The sequence below is a fragment of the Serratia grimesii NBRC 13537 genome (genome assembly GCF_001590905.1).
In the GTDB taxonomy this organism is placed as follows: Bacteria; Pseudomonadota; Gammaproteobacteria; order Enterobacterales; family Enterobacteriaceae; genus Serratia; species Serratia grimesii.
In genome coordinates, this window is the sequence record NZ_BCTT01000014.1 from 72,586 (window position 1) to 88,839 (window position 16,254).

Sequence of the window (16,254 nt, forward strand, 5' to 3'; positions counted from 1 at the left end):
TCTCGAATTCAGGGCGCCGCAAGGCGCCCTTATCGTTAGAGATACATTTTGCGCAGGTAGTGCGGCACCGCATCGTCTTCGTTGGAGCCAATCACTTCCAGCTCAGGCAACTTGTCTTTTAGGCGCTGATGCGCGTCGCGCATAATGCAGCCTTTACCGGCCATCGACAGCATTTCCAGGTCATTCATACCGTCGCCGAAGGCAATGCACTCTTTCAGCGTATAGCCGATGATCTTGGCCACTTCTTCCAGCGCATGCCCTTTTGACACACCACCGGCCATCACTTCCAGACAGGTTGGGAACGAGAAACTGACGTTAACCCGATCGCCCCAGCGCGCATTGATGGCATCTTCGAGCGGCAACAGCTTTTCATGATCGTCACAGGTGAAGTACACCTTGCACACGCCATCAGTTTCCAGCAAGCCCGGCTCGAACAGTTGGTACTGGAAAACGGACTCACGGAAGAACTCTTCCTGCTCTGGGCTTTCACGGTTAATGAACCAGTCGTCGTTACGGTATACGTTGGTGGTGATATCCGCATCATCATGCAACATACCGTAGAGATCACGGGCAATGTCTTCGGCCAGGTTATGGCTGAAAATCAGCTCACCGTCAGTGTTGTGCACGCGCGCCCCGTTAGAGGTGATCATAAAAGCGCTGATGTCGAGGTTATCGCGGATTTGCGCAACGTCGATGTGGTGACGGCCGGTAGCAAAAACAAAATGCACACCACGCTGGGTCAGCAGCTTCAACGTCTCTTTGGCGTAAGGGGACAGAGTGTGGTCAGGTGATAGCAGCGTGCCATCTAAATCGGAAGCAACGACGTGATACATAGCGGTATGTTCTAACCTCTGATGGAGTGGTCGGCGGTAGGGGCACCACCTAAGTGTTGAGCAAAGAAACGCAGGATTGCGCTCAATGCTTCGGCGCGCATCGCGTCCCGCTCAAACAGGATCTCATGCCGTGCGCCTTCGATAACTCGCGGTTTACCCCCTTCACAGGGATGGCCCGCATCTGACAATGCCTGACAAAAAGCCTGATGGGAACGGTTGTCGACCACCCGTTCCTCCCCAGCCTGTAATAATAATAGCGGCGTGGTTATTTTAGCTGCCTGGGCGATAATTTCCCGCCCAGCCTGTAGGCTTTCCCTCACCCAATGGTAGGTTGGCCCCCCCACTTGTAACTCGGGATAATCGGCGTAATAACGTAAACAGCGCCGATAGCGTTCCCGGCTGTGGGTCAATACGTTAACGACGTATGGCAGTGGTCGCCACTGACCAGTGCCTATTGCATAGTAGTCGCGCACAATCGGATATTTCTCCGCCCAGTTTAAGATGCGGTTTGCCATCCAACCCGGCATTGGCAAATAAATACCAAACATGGGTGCACAGAACGCAGCTGCGTCAAAACTCTGTGGCTGACGTACCAGAAACTGTGCCAGGATCGCACCGCCCATCGAATGAGCCAACGCAAAACGTTGCCGGTAACCACGTGGTGCCACTTCTTGCTGATAAAATTGCGCGAAATCGTCTACGTAGTCGGCAAAGTTTACCACATGACCCCGGTGCGTATCTGCCAGCAAACGGCCTGAACGGCCTTGCCCACGGTGATCAAGAATCATGACGTCATAGCCGCAATGAAACAGATCGTAAGCAACCTCTGGGTATTTAACGTAACTTTCGATGCGGCCGGGGCTGATCACCACCACCCGCTGGTGACGCGCAGAACTGAAACGCACGAAACGGATGGGCACACCACCAACACCGCTAAACTCACCCTCTTCACGTAGCCGCCAAAAGTCCAGCAGCGGTCCGGTGGCGAAGGCAGCGAACTGCGTTTCACGCGTTAACCAGTCATCAGTGCTGAGAGTAAACGACGTCATCAAGAGCTTTTCCCTGAGCCGCCAGAGGCAAAAATGTGACTTCTGGCACAAGAAATAATACTAGCGTATTGTGATTCAATTCTTACAAAAACCGAACCATTTTGGCACAAATTGGCGCTTTCAGGGAGCACTACGATGACCTTCGACTGGTGGTTAACCTACCTGCTAACAACCCTTATCCTCAGCCTGTCACCGGGTTCGGGGGCGATCAACACCATGAGCACAGGCATCAGCCACGGTTATCGTGGCGCGGCGGCCTCGATCGCTGGCTTACAGGTTGGACTGAGTCTGCATATCGTTCTGGTCGGCATTGGCCTGGGCGCGTTGGTGTCACAGTCCCTGGTGGCATTTGAAATGCTGAAATGGTTCGGTGCTGCCTATCTGGTATGGCTCGGTATTCAACAGTGGCGCGCCGCCGGCTCTTTGGATCTGCATACGCTGGCAGGTACGATGCCACGCCGCCGCCTGTTCCGCCGTGCGGTGCTGGTGAATCTGACCAACCCAAAAAGCATTGTGTTTCTGGCCGCGCTGTTTCCACAGTTTATTTTGCCCAACCAGCCGCAAGCTGAACAGTACCTGGTGCTGGGTGTCACCACTGTAGTGGTGGATATCATAGTGATGATTGGTTATGCCACGCTGGCTACACGCATTGCCGGTTGGCTGAAGACACCACGCCAGATGCAGTTGTTGAATCGTATTTTCGGTTCACTGTTTATTCTGGTTGCCGGGCTGCTTGCTACGGCCAGAAAGGCATAATGCAAAAGGGCCGAACATGACTGTTCGGCCCTCAAAATCTGTGCAGCAGTGATTAGCGGGTAAAGATCAGGTGTAAACCAAAACCGGTAAACAGCACGCCCGCCAGCCCGTCAATCCACTTAGCCAGTCGCTGGTAGCCACGGCGCATCGCCGGCAGCGCAAACACCACTGCAACCAGGCTAAACCAGACAAACGTCTCAGCGATGATCAGCAAGAACAAGCCCCAGCGAGCGCCGGCACCGACGTCGTCACCCACAAACAGTGAAAACACGCTGCCGAAATAGATAACCGCCTTCGGGTTAGACAAATTCGTCAGAAAGCCACGGATAAAGCTGCGCCCTGGCTTAGGTAAGACCACGTTAACCTCTGGTGAGGGTGCTGACTGGGCATTTTGGGAGCGAGCGGAACGCAGCAACTGCCAACCCATCCAACACAAGTAAATACCACCGCCGACCATGATAATCTGATGCAGCCAGGCCATTTTTTGCAGGATCAGATGCAGGCCCATCAGCGCCACACCCGCCCACACCACGATACCCAGTGAAATGCCCATTACGCCCATCATCGCCTCACGACGTGAGCGACTTGCGGCGGTTTGCGAAACAAAAAAGAAGTCCGGCCCCGGGCTCATCAGCGCAATCAGGTGCACCAGCGCCACGGTCAGAAATAACATCAGCATGATTTATTGCCCTTAATCTTCGTCATTATCGAGGTGATCGCGGATCATCGCCATAAACGGGGCACCAAAACGCTCCAGCTTGCGCTGACCAACACCGTTAACACTCAACAGGTCGCCGGCCTTAATTGGCATCTGTTCTGCCATTTCCAGCAGCGTAGCATCGTTAAACACCACATAAGGCGGGATATTTTCTTCGTCGGCAATCGATTTACGCAGCTTGCGCAGTTTAGCGAACAGTTTGCGATCGTAATTGCCACCGTAAGATTTTTGGTTAGCACTACTGCGGGCCTTAAGACTCTGAATACGCGGCACCGCCAGTTGAAGCTCCAGCTCACCACGCAGTACCGGGCGTGCGGCCTCGGTCAGTTGCAGTGCCGAGTGCATAGCGATGTTCTGAGTGATAAAACCCAGATGGATCAATTGACGCAGTACGCTCGTCCAGTGCTCGGTGGTCTGTTCACGACCGATGCCGTATACCGGCAGCTTTTCATGCCCATATTCACGGATACGCTGGTTATTGGAGCCGCGCAGCACTTCGACAATATACCCCAGCCCGAAACGCTGGCCGACACGATACACACAGGACAACGCCTTGCGTGCATCTTCCAGTCCGTCGTAACGCTTGGGTGGATCCAGGCAGATGTCGCAGTTGCCGCAGTTCTGGTGTTTACCTTCACCAAAATAGTTGAGTAACACCAATCGGCGGCAGGTTTGCGCTTCAGCAAACGCGCCCATGGCGTTCAACTTGTGACGTTCAATATCCAACTGCTGCCCGGCTGGTTTTTCTTCCAGACAGCGACGCAGCCAGGCCATGTCCGCCGGGTCATACAACAAAATGGCTTCAGCCGGCAGGCCATCACGCCCGGCGCGACCGGTTTCCTGATAATAAGATTCGATATTGCGCGGAATATCAAAGTGAACCACGAAACGTACGTTAGGTTTGTTGATGCCCATGCCGAAGGCAACGGTCGCCACCACCACCTGCAAATCGTCACGCTGAAACGCTTCCTGCACCTGTGCACGACGGTCATTGTCCAGCCCCGCGTGGTAGGCTCCCACGCTTAGGCCACGGCTTTGCAGACGTGCGGTGGTGTCTTCAACCTTGGCGCGGCTGTTGCAGTAAATAATACCGCTCTTACCCCGTTGGTCCTGCACAAAGCGCCACAGCTGATCGAGCGGTTTGAACTTCTCTACCAGCGTGTAACGGATGTTCGGCCGGTCAAAGCTGCTAACCTGGACGAGCGGATCCTGTAGCGCCAACAGGCGCACAATGTCACCACGCGTCGACTCATCAGCGGTCGCGGTCAGGGCAATCACCGGCATATCCGGGAAGCGTTGCTTCAGCAGCCCCAGCGCGCGGTATTCTGGACGGAAATCGTGGCCCCACTGAGAAATACAGTGCGCTTCATCCACCGCCAACAGGGCCGGTGGATAGCCCCCGAGCTGATCGAGAAAACTGTCCATCATCAGTCGTTCAGGGGCGATATACAGCATTTTGATCTGGCCATTGCGACAACCCGCCATCACTTCAAGCTGTTGCTCGCGTGTCTGAGTCGAGTTATAGCAAGCGGCAGAGACGCCATAAGCCAGCAGTTGATCAACCTGATCTTTCATCAATGAGATCAACGGGGAAACCACCAATGTCAGGCCGTCCATCACCAGCGCCGGGATTTGATAGCACAACGATTTACCGCCACCGGTCGGCATAACTACCAGGCAATCCTGCCCGCCGATCGCCGTGTTGATAATCGTTTGTTGACCCGGTCGGAATTGTTGGTAGCCGAAGGTATCGCGTAATACCTGCTCTGCCAGCAACTCTTTGTTTATCACTGCTGCGGTTGACACACACTTCCCCATTTTTTGCTGCGTAGCGACGCCTGTATGACGGCCGGATTACATAATATCGTTAAGCATGACACCAACGCCAACCCGTGTCTGCCGGAAGTTGTAATCAATCAAGGATTCGCCGTAACCACTGAACACCTGAGTGTAGAAACGCACGTGCTTGCTGATCGGGTAGCTCCAGCCCAATTCTGCACCGCCGTAGCCGCTGTTCCAGTTGTAGTGACTATCAACACTGAACACGCTGTCGCCCCAGGCATAACCGACTTTCAGGCGGTAGTAACCCATATATTTGGTGATATCCGGGTTATCGTCGCTGCTGTCGCTTTCCGAGAAACGGAACCAGGGTTTGAGATCAACCTGCCAGTTGCCATTTTGCGCCATAAAACGCGCATAACCTCGGTTCCAACTGCGAGATGTGGGATCTGAACGGCCGTTGGACTGGTGGTTAAGACCCACTTCAACGTCGCGCAATGTCCAACCGGCAAAGCTGTAATCCGTCGCCCAACCCAAGAACACCTGTGGTTCATAGTTGGTCTCACGGAACGGCGATGACTCACTGTGGTTGGAAAGCTGCCACCAGGAGCGCTGAGTATAAGACGCCCCCAGTACAGAATTGTCGCCGGCAATGCCTCGCCACAGCGGGAACGCCAGACTGAGCTGGTATTTCACTTCATCCTTGCGTGCATTTTCGGCCCAGTTATAGGACTTGATGGCTTCTTTGTTGATATTGCTGGTATCGGTGTACAACACGTAGTTGGTGTCATACGGGTACAACGTAAATGGATTGTCGTGATCCTGCAGCATGTTGGCAATAATACTGCCGCGCACCGCCGGTTTATCATGAATTTGCTGCTCTTTGGCTTCTTCCGCCTGAACCAGCAGCGGCACTGACAGTGTGGCCAAAACGATCCCTGACAAAATGCGCATAACGTTCCTCACCCCAACAAAAAATGACAAACTCTGAAATAAAAACAGGCCATTTTACACACAAAGGCTGTTTTACAGCAGTGTGACGTGTATTTATTGGATTAGTCTGGAAAGCAACAAAATATAGGCATAATATCAACAAACAGTTAACCTGGACTGACCAGTTAACGTCCCCCCTACTACACAGAACAAGAATGGGTATTTATGTCTACCACACCACTGACGCTCGAAGCCGCACGCCAGAAAATTGGCGAAATCTTTGTTTATCACATGCCGTTTAACCGCGAGCTGGGCCTTGAGCTCCGCCGCTTTGACGACGACTACGTGGAGCTGAGTTTCACCAACCAACCCAAGTTGGTAGGTAACGCCGCCCAGAAGATCCTGCACGGTGGCGTAATCGCCTCGGTACTCGACGTCGCCGCAGGGTTGGCGTGCGCCGGCAGTGTGCTGATGCGCCTGGATCCACTACTCGAAGAAGAAGTCGCTACTCGCCTGTCACGCATGGGAACTATCGATCTGCGCGTTGACTATCTGCGCCCGGGCCGGGGTGAGCACTTCGTGGCTGCGGCTAGCGTCTTGCGCAGCGGCAACAAAGTTGCGGTCGCCCGCGTTGAACTGCATAACCACGATGGCCTGCATATCGCCAGCGCTACCGCCACCTACCTGGTCGGGTGATTGTATGCGGTGAGCGTCTTGAGTACACTCACCGCACCTCCGTTTTACCCATCTGAGTATCGTCATGGACGCACAGCAAACGCGGCAGGGCATTTTCTTTGCTCTGGCTGCCTATTTTATTTGGGGCATTGCTCCGGCCTATTTCAAACTGATTCAACAGGTCCCCGCCGATGAGATCCTGACTCACCGGGTGATTTGGTCATTCTTCTTTATGCTGGCGCTGATCTCGCTGGGTCGTAACTGGCCACAGGTGCGGGCCGCCTGTCACAACCGTAAACGACTTCTACTGCTGGCGGTAACCGCATTGCTAATCGGTGGCAACTGGCTGCTGTTTATCTGGGCGGTGAATAACCACCATATGCTGGAAGCCAGCCTGGGGTATTTCATTAATCCGTTGGTGAATGTTCTGCTGGGGATGTTATTCCTGGGGGAGCGTTTCCGCCGTATGCAGTGGCTGGCGGTAGCATTGGCGTTCGCCGGCGTGCTGATTCAGCTATGGCAGTTCGGCTCTTTGCCGATTATTGGTCTGGGACTGGCGTTCAGCTTCGCTTTCTACGGCCTGCTGCGCAAGAAAATTGCCATCGACGCGCAGACCGGTATGCTGATTGAAACCCTGTGGCTACTGCCCGTAGCAGCAGCGTATCTGTTCCTGTTTGCCGACAGCCCGACCAGTCACCTGAGCGTTAACCCTTGGTCGTTAAACCTGCTGCTGGTGGCCGCCGGGATTGTCACCACCGTGCCGCTGCTGTTCTTTACCGCCGCAGCGACCCGTTTGCGCCTGTCGACACTTGGCTTTTTCCAGTACCTCGGCCCCACGCTGATGTTCCTGCTGGCCGTCACTTTTTACGGTGAAACCGTCGGTCAGGACAAACTGGTGACCTTCGGCTTTATCTGGGCGGCGTTGCTGTTGTTTATTCTCGACGCGCTTTACACCCAACGCAAACTACGCTGATACCAAAGCTAGGTTGATGCTGGCGCGGCGCGGTTGGAAATAAACCGCGCCATCGCCGGCCCCGTCAGCAAAATCGTGAACAGCCGCAGTGTCTGCATCGCCATTACAAAAGACATGTCTACCCGGCTGCCGGCGGCAATGATCGCCACGGTATCCAACCCGCCAGGGCTGGTTGCCAGATAGGCCGTCATCAGATCCACCGGTAAGAAATGCGTCAGCATCCATGCCAGCAGGCCGCAAAACAGCATCAGCGCGACGATCGACACTACCATCTGCGGCAAGGTACGCAGCGCCAACAAAAATATCGGTCGGGTGAAACGTAGCCCAACGCTCCAGCCAATCAGGGTGTAGGCTAACGCCAGTAGCCATTCCGGCACTTGCAAAGCCATCGCACCGCTGGAATGCAGCGCTGCACCGATGATCATCGGCAGCAGCAATGCGCCAGAGGGAATACGCAGTCGGGGCCCTAACCATGCGCCTACAATGGCCACACCCAGCGTCGCCAGAAAGCGCCAATCCAGCGACGGGAACCATTCCAATGCTGCGCTACCGTGGCCCGCCTCATCCCCCAGACCAATACGTGCCACTATTGCTGCCGCCGTCGCGACAAACAGCACCCGCAAGTACTGCATGAATGCCACCAGCCGAACATCTGCGCCAAAATCTCCGGCCATTGCCACCATCGCCGACGCACCACCGGGCGATGAGCCCCAGGCCCCCGTTGGCCCTGGCAAACTGCTAAAGCGCACCAGACACCAGCCGGAGATACCACTCGCCAGCAATGTCGCGATCAGTACCAACAGCACCAGAGGCCAATCATCAAGTAACGGCGTGAGAATCGCAGGGGAAAGGCTTTGCGCGATCATGCAGCCCAATACCGCCTGGGCAGCGATAAAAAGGGCACTGTGAATACGCACTGTGGCGCCCAATAGCCCCATTGCCACACCGACAATCATCGGCCCCAGCAACAGCGCAGCGGGAATATGAAAGGTTTGCAGGCCAAACCCCAACACCAGCGAAGCCAGCAGCAGGATTGACCATTGAATCAAGCGGGGGAACTTCTCCATCAAAACGCACACCTTACGGACAGATAAGCTGAGGGAGCATTCTACCCCTATTTAGCAGGCTAAGGGTTGGGGACGGCAGAAATATCGGGCGAACTGTTTCGCCCGTCAGGTTAAAGCCAGTTTTTGCGTTTGAAGTACAGATAGGGAGCCAGCCCCGCCAGGATCATCAGGCTGATAGCCCCAGGGTAACCGAACGACCACTTCAGCTCCGGCATAAACTCAAAGTTCATCCCGTAGCTTGAGGCCACCAGCGTTGGCGGCAGGAATACTACCGACACCACCGAGAAGATCTTGATGATGCGGTTCTGCTCGATATTGATAAAGCCCATCGCCGCCTGCATCAGGAAGTTAACTTTCTGGAACAGCGATTCGTTGTGCGGCAGCAGGGATTCGATGTCGCGTAGCACTTCACGCGCTTGTTCCAATTGACCGGTCGGCAGCCGCGCTTTACGCACCAGGAAGTTCAGCGCGCGCTGGGTATCCATCAGGCACAACCGCACTTTCCAGCCGATATCTTCCAGTTCTGCCAGCGTTGACAGCGCTTCGTCGTATTCGTCGCCCTGATGGCCTTCCATGATCACTCGGCTGAGTTTTTCCAGATCGCTGTAGACGTTTTCGATCTCGTCGGCCAACTGCTCAATCTTGGTTTCGAACAGATCCAGCAATAGCTCATAGGCATTGCCATCGACCATCGTCAGGTTACGTGCACGCATGCGATACAGGCGAAATGCCGGCAGTTCGCGTTCACGCAGGGTATACAAACGGCCATCACGAATAGTGAAGGCTACCGTGGAGTTACCGGCATGATCTTCCGCATCTTCAAAATAGAAGAAGGAGTGAATATGCAGACCGTCTTCGTCTTCGAAGAAACGCGCGGAGGCTTCGATATCATCCAGCTCCGGGCGTGTCGCCAGGCTTTGACCCAGCTCGCTTTGAACGCGCTCACGCTCGCCTTCTTCCGGCTCAACCAGATCAACCCACAGTGACGTGGTCAGATCATCGGAGTCATCCAACTCCAGACGGGACAGGCGGCTGTTATCTAATTTAAACGCGCTTAGCATGTGCCAAAACTCCCTTAGGGTGACAGGGGTAAACAACGCGTGGAAGCACAGAAACAGAGGGGTGTTGCATCACCAGCTTGTTTCAGACCATGAAGGATCTGACTCGTAGCGACACTTTTAAGAGGTCGCCGACAACCACGAAGGCTATCAGCTCAATGGGATAGCCTTAGAAGTTGTACCTGTTGTTGTCCAGGTCAGTGAGCCAGTATCTACTGGGTGTGTCCAAGGCGTATGTCCTCATTGATAATAGTGCGCGCATGTTACGCCGAGAAGAAAAAGTCTGTCAACACGTTAGGCACGATAATTGCGCAACAATTCATCGCTATGACGAATAGGGTAAAATCGGCTTAATCCGTGGTAAAGGGTAACGAAAAAGTCGCGGCGATCTCTGACCACGCCCAATAATGTTGCTAAGATTAGGCCACGATAAGCTTGCGGACTTTACCGATGAAACAAATTACTGCCCTCGACCTGACCAGCATGAGTGAACAGGCCGCCAAAGTGGCACGCCTGCGCGCGCACCGCACGTTACACGACGAGTTGAGCGACCCGGTGCAGCGACTGGCGATTGCCATGGAACCCGGCACCTATATCCGCCCACACCGTCATCCACAAACCTGGGAACTGTTAACCCCGCTGAGCGGCCGCTTTGTAGTACTGCAGTTTAACGAAGATGGCGTCGTTACCCAACGCACCCTGCTCGGCGAAGAAACCAAAGTGCTGGAAATGCCGGCTTATACCTGGCATGCCGTACTGTCGGTTGATCCCGGTGGTGTGGTGTTTGAAGTGAAACAAGGGCCTTATCAACCACTGTCTGAAGAAGACTGCATGCAGTGGGCACCGCAAGAAGGGGCCGAAGGTACCGAAGCGGTGATGCGTTGGTATGCTACCGCGCAAGTTGGCGATCACTATACCCGTTCTGTTTGATGTGGCTATAGGGGCGATAATTCGCCCCTGTTACCACCGGCCTTACACCGTTTCCAGACGGGCGTAAGCGGCCACCAGCCACTTAATCCCTTCGCCCGGGAAAGCAATCTGCAGCCGACTGTGTTCGCCGCTGCCTTCCAGATTGACGATAGTCCCTTCACCAAACTTGGGGTGACGCACTCGCTGTCCCAGTTTGTAACCAGTGTCGTTTTCGCTAATCGGCGTGCCCATGCGGCGGTGACTCACCGGCCGCGACACACTGGCGCGCAAACGCACTTCTTCCACACACTCTTCCGGCAGTTCACCGATAAAACGTGAAGGACGGTGATAAACCTCTTTGCCGTATAAACGACGCGTTTCGGCATAGGTCAGCGTCAATTTCTGCATGGCTCGCGTCAAACCAACGTAGGCCAGACGGCGCTCTTCTTCCAACCTGCCGCCTTCGTCAAGCGACATTTGGCTTGGGAACATCCCCTCTTCCATACCGACGATAAACACCAGCGGAAACTCCAGCCCCTTGGCCGAGTGCAGGGTCATCAACTGCACCGCATCCTGATAAGCATCGGCCTGCCCTTCACCCGCTTCGAGAGCTGCATGTGACAGAAATGCCTGTAGCGGCATCAGATCCTGATCTTCATCCTGATAGCTGTACTGGCGCGTTGCCGTCACCAGTTCCTCAAGGTTTTCGATACGTGCCTGACCTTTTTCGCCCTTCTCCTGCTCATACATAATGAACAGCCCCGAATCGCGGATCACCCGATCGGTCTGAACGTGCAGTGGCATATCGGCGGTTTCGTGCGCCAGTGAATCTACCAGCTCGGTAAAGCGTTGCAGCGCAGATGCCGCGCGCCCGGCAAGCACTTTGTCCTGCAACAGGGCACGGGTAGCCTGCCACAACGTCAGTTGGCGATCGCGCGCTGTACGACGTACTTCGTCCAGCGTCCGGTCGCCAATGCCACGCGTTGGGGTATTTACCACACGTTCAAACGCCGCATCATCATTACGATTGGCGATCAATCGCAGGTAAGCCAGTGCGTCCTTGATCTCCTGACGTTCGAAGAAGCGTTGCCCGCCGTAAATGCGGTACGGCATGGCCGTTTGCAATAGCGCCTCTTCCAGTACGCGTGATTGGGCATTGCTACGGTAAAGAATGGCACAGTCATTCAGTGCACCGCCGTTCTCCTGCCAAGCCTTGATGCGGCCAACTACAAAACGCGACTCATCGAGTTCGTTGAAGGCACAATAGATTGAGATAGGTTCGCCATCCCCACCTTCGGTCCACAGGTTCTTACCCATGCGCCCGCCGTTGTTGGCGATAAGAGTATTGGCTGCCTTCAAGATATTACTGGTCGAACGGTAGTTTTGCTCCAGAAGGACGCTTTGCGCACCGGGGAAATCCTTCAGGAAACGTTGGATGTTCTCCACCTGAGCACCACGCCATCCGTAGATGGACTGATCGTCATCACCCACGATCATCACGTTGCTGTTGTTGCCGGCCAGCAGGCGGATCCAGGCGTACTGAATGCTGTTGGTATCCTGAAACTCGTCCACCAGCACGTTGGTGAAACGTTCACGGTAATGATTGAGGATATGCGGCTTGTTCAGCCACAGCTCATGGGCACGCAACAACAGTTCGGCAAAGTCCACCAGTCCGGCACGGTCACAGGCTTCCTGATAGGCCTGGTAGATACGCAGCCAGGTCGCTTCCACCGGGTTGTTATAGGTTTCCACGTGCTGCGGGCGCAGACCCTCATCTTTTTTGCCGTTGATATACCACATCGCCTGACGCGGCGGCCATTGCTTTTCGTCGATATTCAGCGCCTTGACGATGCGCTTGAGCAGACGGAACTGGTCGTCGCTGTCGAGAATTTGAAAATCCTGCGGCAGGTTGGCGTCTAAATGATGAGCGCGCAGCAGCCGATGAGCCAAGCCGTGGAAGGTGCCAATCCACATGCCGCCCTGGCTGGTGCCAATCAGGTGTTCGATACGGTGGCGCATTTCCGCCGCCGCCTTGTTGGTGAAGGTCACCGCCATAATGGAATACGGTGAGCAGTTCTCTACCGACAGCAACCAGGCGATGCGATGCACCAGCACCCGGGTTTTACCGCTGCCCGCACCGGCCAGTACCAACAGGTTGCCACGTGGCGCCGCCACGGCTTCGCGTTGTTTTTCATTCAGGCTGTCGAGCAGATCGGAAACGTCCATAGGCACCATTAATTGGTAAGGGAACGCGCGTCAGAGACGCGATTCCACTGGGAATTTATACAGAGTTCTGGCAGGGATTATAACAATGCTGTCAGCGATGCCAACTGCGAAATCTCAATATGTGGCAGCAGACGGCTGTCGGCGGCCTGCATCAGGCTGCGTTGGCGGTCGTTGATCCAACAGGCTTGTAGGCCAGAACGTAACGCCCCAGCGACGTCAGTGGTCAAGTCGTCACCGACGTGGAGAATATGTTGAGGAGCAATCCCTAACCGCTCGGCGGCCAGTTGATACATGTCCTGATAGGGCTTAGCGCGGCCATCCGGCCCTGAGCGCAATACAAACTGGAAGTAACTATCCAGCCCGCACAGTGCCGGATCGGCATTACCATTGGTAATCGCCACCAGCGGAAAACGTTCGCCCAGGGCTTTCAACGTCGCATGGGTCGCTTCAGGTACATCAATACGACTACGCCACAGCGCAAAGTTCTGCATTGCCGCGTCCGCGCCGTCGGCGGCTTCAGTATCACGCAGCCCCTGACGGCTCAGCGCCAAATGGATCGCTCGCCAACGCCATTGGGTGACATCGTGATAAATTTCCGGGTCCTGTTCACGCAGCTCCTGACGCAGGCGGTGAAAATCCGCCGACTGGAAGTGGTTCAACCCAGGATGATAGTTCTGCAAAAAAGCCACCGACTGCAGCTCGGTCTGTTTGATCACCGGACGGTTGTCGTACAGCGTGTCGTCCAGATCAAAGGTCAACGCCGCTAACGGTCGCAGCGGACGATAAAAATGCATCAGGATTTCCCCCGTTTGGCGCGTGGATGCGCAGCATCGTACACGTTCGCCAGATGTTGAAAGTCGAGGTGGGTGTAGATTTGAGTCGTGGTCAGGTTGGCGTGACCGAGCAGTTCTTGCACCGCTCGTAGATCGCCGCTCGACTCCAGCATATGGGTGGCAAACGAGTGGCGCAGCTTGTGCGGATGGATATGGCTATTAACGCCCTGCTTGACGCCCCACTCGGCAAAACGCTTTTGCACGTTGCGGGTCGAGATACGCTTGCCCTGATTGGACAAGAACATGGCATCGTCCGACGGCCCAAACAGATCGCGCATCGCCAACCAGTGTTCAAGCCAGGTCACTGCGGTGCGGCCTACCGGCAGTTTGCGTTCCTTGCTGCCTTTACCCAGTACCCAGATTTCACCGGCACCCAGATCGACATGGCGGCAGTCCAGTCCAACCAGTTCCGAAAGACGCAGCCCAGCACCGTACATCACCTCAAGCATGGCGCGATCGCGCACCGCCAGCGGATCGTTAAGATCGATATCCAGCAACTGATTCATTTCATCGACGTCGATGTTTTTCGGCAGATGCCGACCGCTGCGTGGCGTTCTGATACCTTTCGCGGGGTTGGCAATCAGCATACCCTGGCTGACCTGCCAGTCGAGAAAACTGCGCAACGCCGACAGGCGCAGCGCGAGGCTGGAAGACTGTAACCCGGCACGTTTACTGCGCGCTGCCAGCATCCGGACTTTGGCAGCATCCAGTGCTGGCCATTCCGTCACACCCATCTCTTGCGTCAAGACCATCAGCGCCTGCAGTTGGCGCGAATAACTTAACTGTGTCAATGGACTGAGCTGGCGTTCCACCTTCAGATAACGCAAGAAAGCGTCCACCGGCTGCTGCAGGCTGGCCGCCAGCGGGATCATGCGCGTTCGATCCAGCGTTCCAGCAGTTCAGGCAACATACGCGCCAGCTGATTAAGCATCACCGTACCCATGCCCTGCTGATAGTGTTGTGTATCACGGCTACTGAAAATCACCATGCCCAGCTCACCATCGTCACCCAACATCGACAGCGCAACCGAACCGACCAACTTGGCCTGTGGCAGTAACAGCAACAGTTCGGGACCGTTCAGGCTCCCAAGGAAATGTTGTTGATCACCCAAACGCTGAATACGCAGCGGCTCAAAGGACGAGCGCGTCAGCCCAAGGTGTGTAAAGTCGGAAGGTGCACCAATTTTCCAGCTTTCGGAAAACAGACGAATATTGGCGCCCGCCAAACCGAAACCACGCGCCCAGCGTTGCAGACGGTTGAGCATATCCTGCAAGCTACTGGCGGTCGCCAGATTGGCCTGCAAATGCAACAGGCTGGCAAACAACGTTTCGTTAGCGCTGGCCTGCTCCATCAGCAGCGTGATTTCTTCTTCCAACCGGTTGATATGATTACGCTGGCGGGCCAGGTGCCACTCGACCAACGACACAGTGCCGCGAACGGGATGGGGAACGCGCATCTGTTCCACCAAACGCGCATTGCGGATAAAGAAATCTGGGTTTTGCAGTAAAAACTGCATTACGGCGTCATCGTCAAGCTCAATGCCTGCGACAGCCTGGTCCTCAACGCTTTTCATAGATGAATAAATCCGTCATATACATGGGTTGCCGGACCGGTCATAAACAGCGGGCTGCCCGGTCCTTTCCAGCGAATATGCAGACTGCCACCCGGCAGCTCTACATGCACCTCTTCTGACAGCAATTCTTGTTGAATCCCTACCGCCACAGCAGCACAAGCGCCGCTACCGCAAGCTTGCGTTTCGCCAGCGCCACGCTCATAGACACGCAGCTTGATGTGCTCACGGCTGACAATTTGCATAAAACCAATATTGGCCCGTTCCGGGAAACGCTCATGCCCTTCCAGTACCGGTCCAAGCAACTCCACCTTGGCGGTTTTTACATCATCCACCTGTAAAACACAATGCGGATTGCCCATCGACACCACGCCGCATAACACTGTATGTTCGGCCGCACGCATGATGTACGTCTTTTCTTCTTTAGTCGCACGAAAGGGCACCGATTGAGGATCAAAGTTCGGCTCACCCATATTCACACACACCAGATCGTCATCGGTTACGCTCAGCACCATACGCCCAGTCTGGGTACTCACGCGAATATCGCGCTTGTTAGTCAGCCCTTTCAACCGCACAAAGCGGGCGAAACAGCGAGCACCGTTACCACACTGTGCCACTTCGCTGCCGTCAGCGTTAAAAATGCGGTAGTGAAAATCCAGTTCAGGATCGTAAGGCGGTTCTACCACCAGCAGCTGGTCAAAGCCAACGCCCAAGTGCCGATCGGCCAAACGGCGGATCAGCTCGGGTGAAAAATAGACATTCTGTGTAACGGCATCGACCACCATAAAGTCGTTGCCCAGACCGTGCATTTTGGAGAACTGCATATCATACTCCGCTATCCGTCTTGAGTTTGCGATGGCCCACGCCGCCGCAAA

General features: G+C 55.0%; 16 protein-coding genes. 4 read left to right on the forward strand and 12 right to left on the reverse strand.

The features are described from left to right. Window positions 1-35: 35 nt before the first annotated feature. Entirely contained in the window at window positions 36-833 is a 798-nt protein-coding gene (yigL, locus tag SGR01S_RS17700) for a sugar/pyridoxal phosphate phosphatase YigL (RefSeq protein WP_037426288.1), read from the reverse strand. Between the two features lie 11 nt (window positions 834-844). Further along, window positions 845-1,882, reverse strand: coding sequence for a lysophospholipase L2 (gene pldB, locus SGR01S_RS17705; protein ID WP_061808150.1), 1,038 nt, complete (start codon window positions 1,880-1,882; stop codon window positions 845-847). A gap of 135 nt (window positions 1,883-2,017) precedes the next feature. Here pldB and rhtB point away from each other — a divergent pair, with 135 nt between their 5' ends. Further along, window positions 2,018-2,638 carry a homoserine/homoserine lactone efflux protein gene (rhtB, locus tag SGR01S_RS17710; protein ID WP_037426281.1) on the forward strand — a complete coding sequence of 207 codons (621 nt, stop codon included), beginning with the start codon at window positions 2,018-2,020 and terminating at the stop codon, window positions 2,636-2,638. A 52-nt stretch (window positions 2,639-2,690) separates the two neighbouring features. Here the strand turns inward: rhtB and rhtC are convergent, their stop codons facing one another. The 3 genes from rhtC to pldA are packed head-to-tail and all read right to left on the reverse strand — an operon-like array spanning window position 2,691 to window position 6,089. Then, window positions 2,691-3,317, reverse strand: a complete 627-nt coding sequence (rhtC, locus tag SGR01S_RS17715) for a threonine export protein RhtC (RefSeq protein WP_061808151.1) — start codon at window positions 3,315-3,317, stop codon at window positions 2,691-2,693. Window positions 3,318-3,329: 12 nt separating this feature from the next. Continuing rightward, on the reverse strand, window positions 3,330-5,162 hold the full coding sequence (recQ, locus tag SGR01S_RS17720) for an ATP-dependent DNA helicase RecQ (protein ID WP_037426275.1): 1,833 nt from the start codon (window positions 5,160-5,162) through the stop codon (window positions 3,330-3,332). A 48-nt stretch (window positions 5,163-5,210) separates the two neighbouring features. Then, window positions 5,211-6,089, reverse strand: coding sequence for a phospholipase A (gene pldA / locus SGR01S_RS17725; protein WP_061808152.1), 879 nt, complete (start codon window positions 6,087-6,089; stop codon window positions 5,211-5,213). 204 nt (window positions 6,090-6,293) lie between these two features. On the opposite strand from pldA, the gene SGR01S_RS17730 reads away from it, so the two are divergent. Then, window positions 6,294-6,764 carry a thioesterase family protein gene (locus SGR01S_RS17730; protein WP_037426267.1) on the forward strand — a complete coding sequence of 157 codons (471 nt, stop codon included), beginning with the start codon at window positions 6,294-6,296 and terminating at the stop codon, window positions 6,762-6,764. A 64-nt stretch (window positions 6,765-6,828) separates the two neighbouring features. Then, window positions 6,829-7,716 carry an EamA family transporter RarD gene (gene rarD / locus SGR01S_RS17735; protein WP_037426264.1) on the forward strand — a complete coding sequence of 296 codons (888 nt, stop codon included), beginning with the start codon at window positions 6,829-6,831 and terminating at the stop codon, window positions 7,714-7,716. Between the two features lie 8 nt (window positions 7,717-7,724). Here rarD and SGR01S_RS17740 read toward each other — a convergent pair whose 3' ends face one another. Both SGR01S_RS17740 and corA read right to left on the reverse strand, forming a co-directional pair. Then, entirely contained in the window at window positions 7,725-8,783 is a 1,059-nt protein-coding gene (locus SGR01S_RS17740; protein ID WP_061808153.1) for an AbrB family transcriptional regulator, read from the reverse strand. A 110-nt stretch (window positions 8,784-8,893) separates the two neighbouring features. Next, window positions 8,894-9,844 (reverse strand): magnesium/cobalt transporter CorA, encoded by a 951-nt coding sequence (gene corA, locus SGR01S_RS17745; RefSeq protein ID WP_037426848.1) that lies wholly within the window; start codon window positions 9,842-9,844, stop codon window positions 8,894-8,896. A gap of 447 nt (window positions 9,845-10,291) precedes the next feature. Between corA and SGR01S_RS17750 the strand changes: the two genes are divergently transcribed. Beyond that, the gene (locus tag SGR01S_RS17750) at window positions 10,292-10,771 is read left to right on the forward strand and encodes a WbuC family cupin fold metalloprotein (RefSeq protein WP_061808154.1); all 480 of its coding nucleotides are present in this window, start codon (window positions 10,292-10,294) and stop codon (window positions 10,769-10,771) included. A gap of 42 nt (window positions 10,772-10,813) precedes the next feature. On the opposite strand, the gene uvrD is transcribed toward SGR01S_RS17750, so the two are convergent. The 5 genes from uvrD to dapF form a co-directional block, all read right to left on the reverse strand. Beyond that, window positions 10,814-12,976 (reverse strand): DNA helicase II, encoded by a 2,163-nt coding sequence (gene uvrD, locus SGR01S_RS17755; protein ID WP_037426853.1) that lies wholly within the window; start codon window positions 12,974-12,976, stop codon window positions 10,814-10,816. A gap of 77 nt (window positions 12,977-13,053) precedes the next feature. Further along, window positions 13,054-13,770 (reverse strand): 5-amino-6-(5-phospho-D-ribitylamino)uracil phosphatase YigB, encoded by a 717-nt coding sequence (gene yigB / locus SGR01S_RS17760; RefSeq protein ID WP_037426841.1) that lies wholly within the window; start codon window positions 13,768-13,770, stop codon window positions 13,054-13,056. After that, complete coding sequence (xerC, locus tag SGR01S_RS17765; protein ID WP_061808155.1) at window positions 13,770-14,681, reverse strand: tyrosine recombinase XerC; 912 nt, start codon at window positions 14,679-14,681, stop codon at window positions 13,770-13,772. The genes yigB and xerC overlap by 1 nt, the downstream gene beginning before the upstream one ends. Next, window positions 14,678-15,382 (reverse strand): DUF484 domain-containing protein, encoded by a 705-nt coding sequence (locus SGR01S_RS17770; RefSeq protein WP_037426835.1) that lies wholly within the window; start codon window positions 15,380-15,382, stop codon window positions 14,678-14,680. Before SGR01S_RS17770 ends, xerC begins: the two co-directional genes overlap by 4 nt. Next, entirely contained in the window at window positions 15,379-16,203 is an 825-nt protein-coding gene (gene dapF, locus SGR01S_RS17775) for a diaminopimelate epimerase (protein WP_037426832.1), read from the reverse strand. Before dapF ends, SGR01S_RS17770 begins: the two co-directional genes overlap by 4 nt. Between the last annotated feature and the right edge of the window lie 51 nt (window positions 16,204-16,254).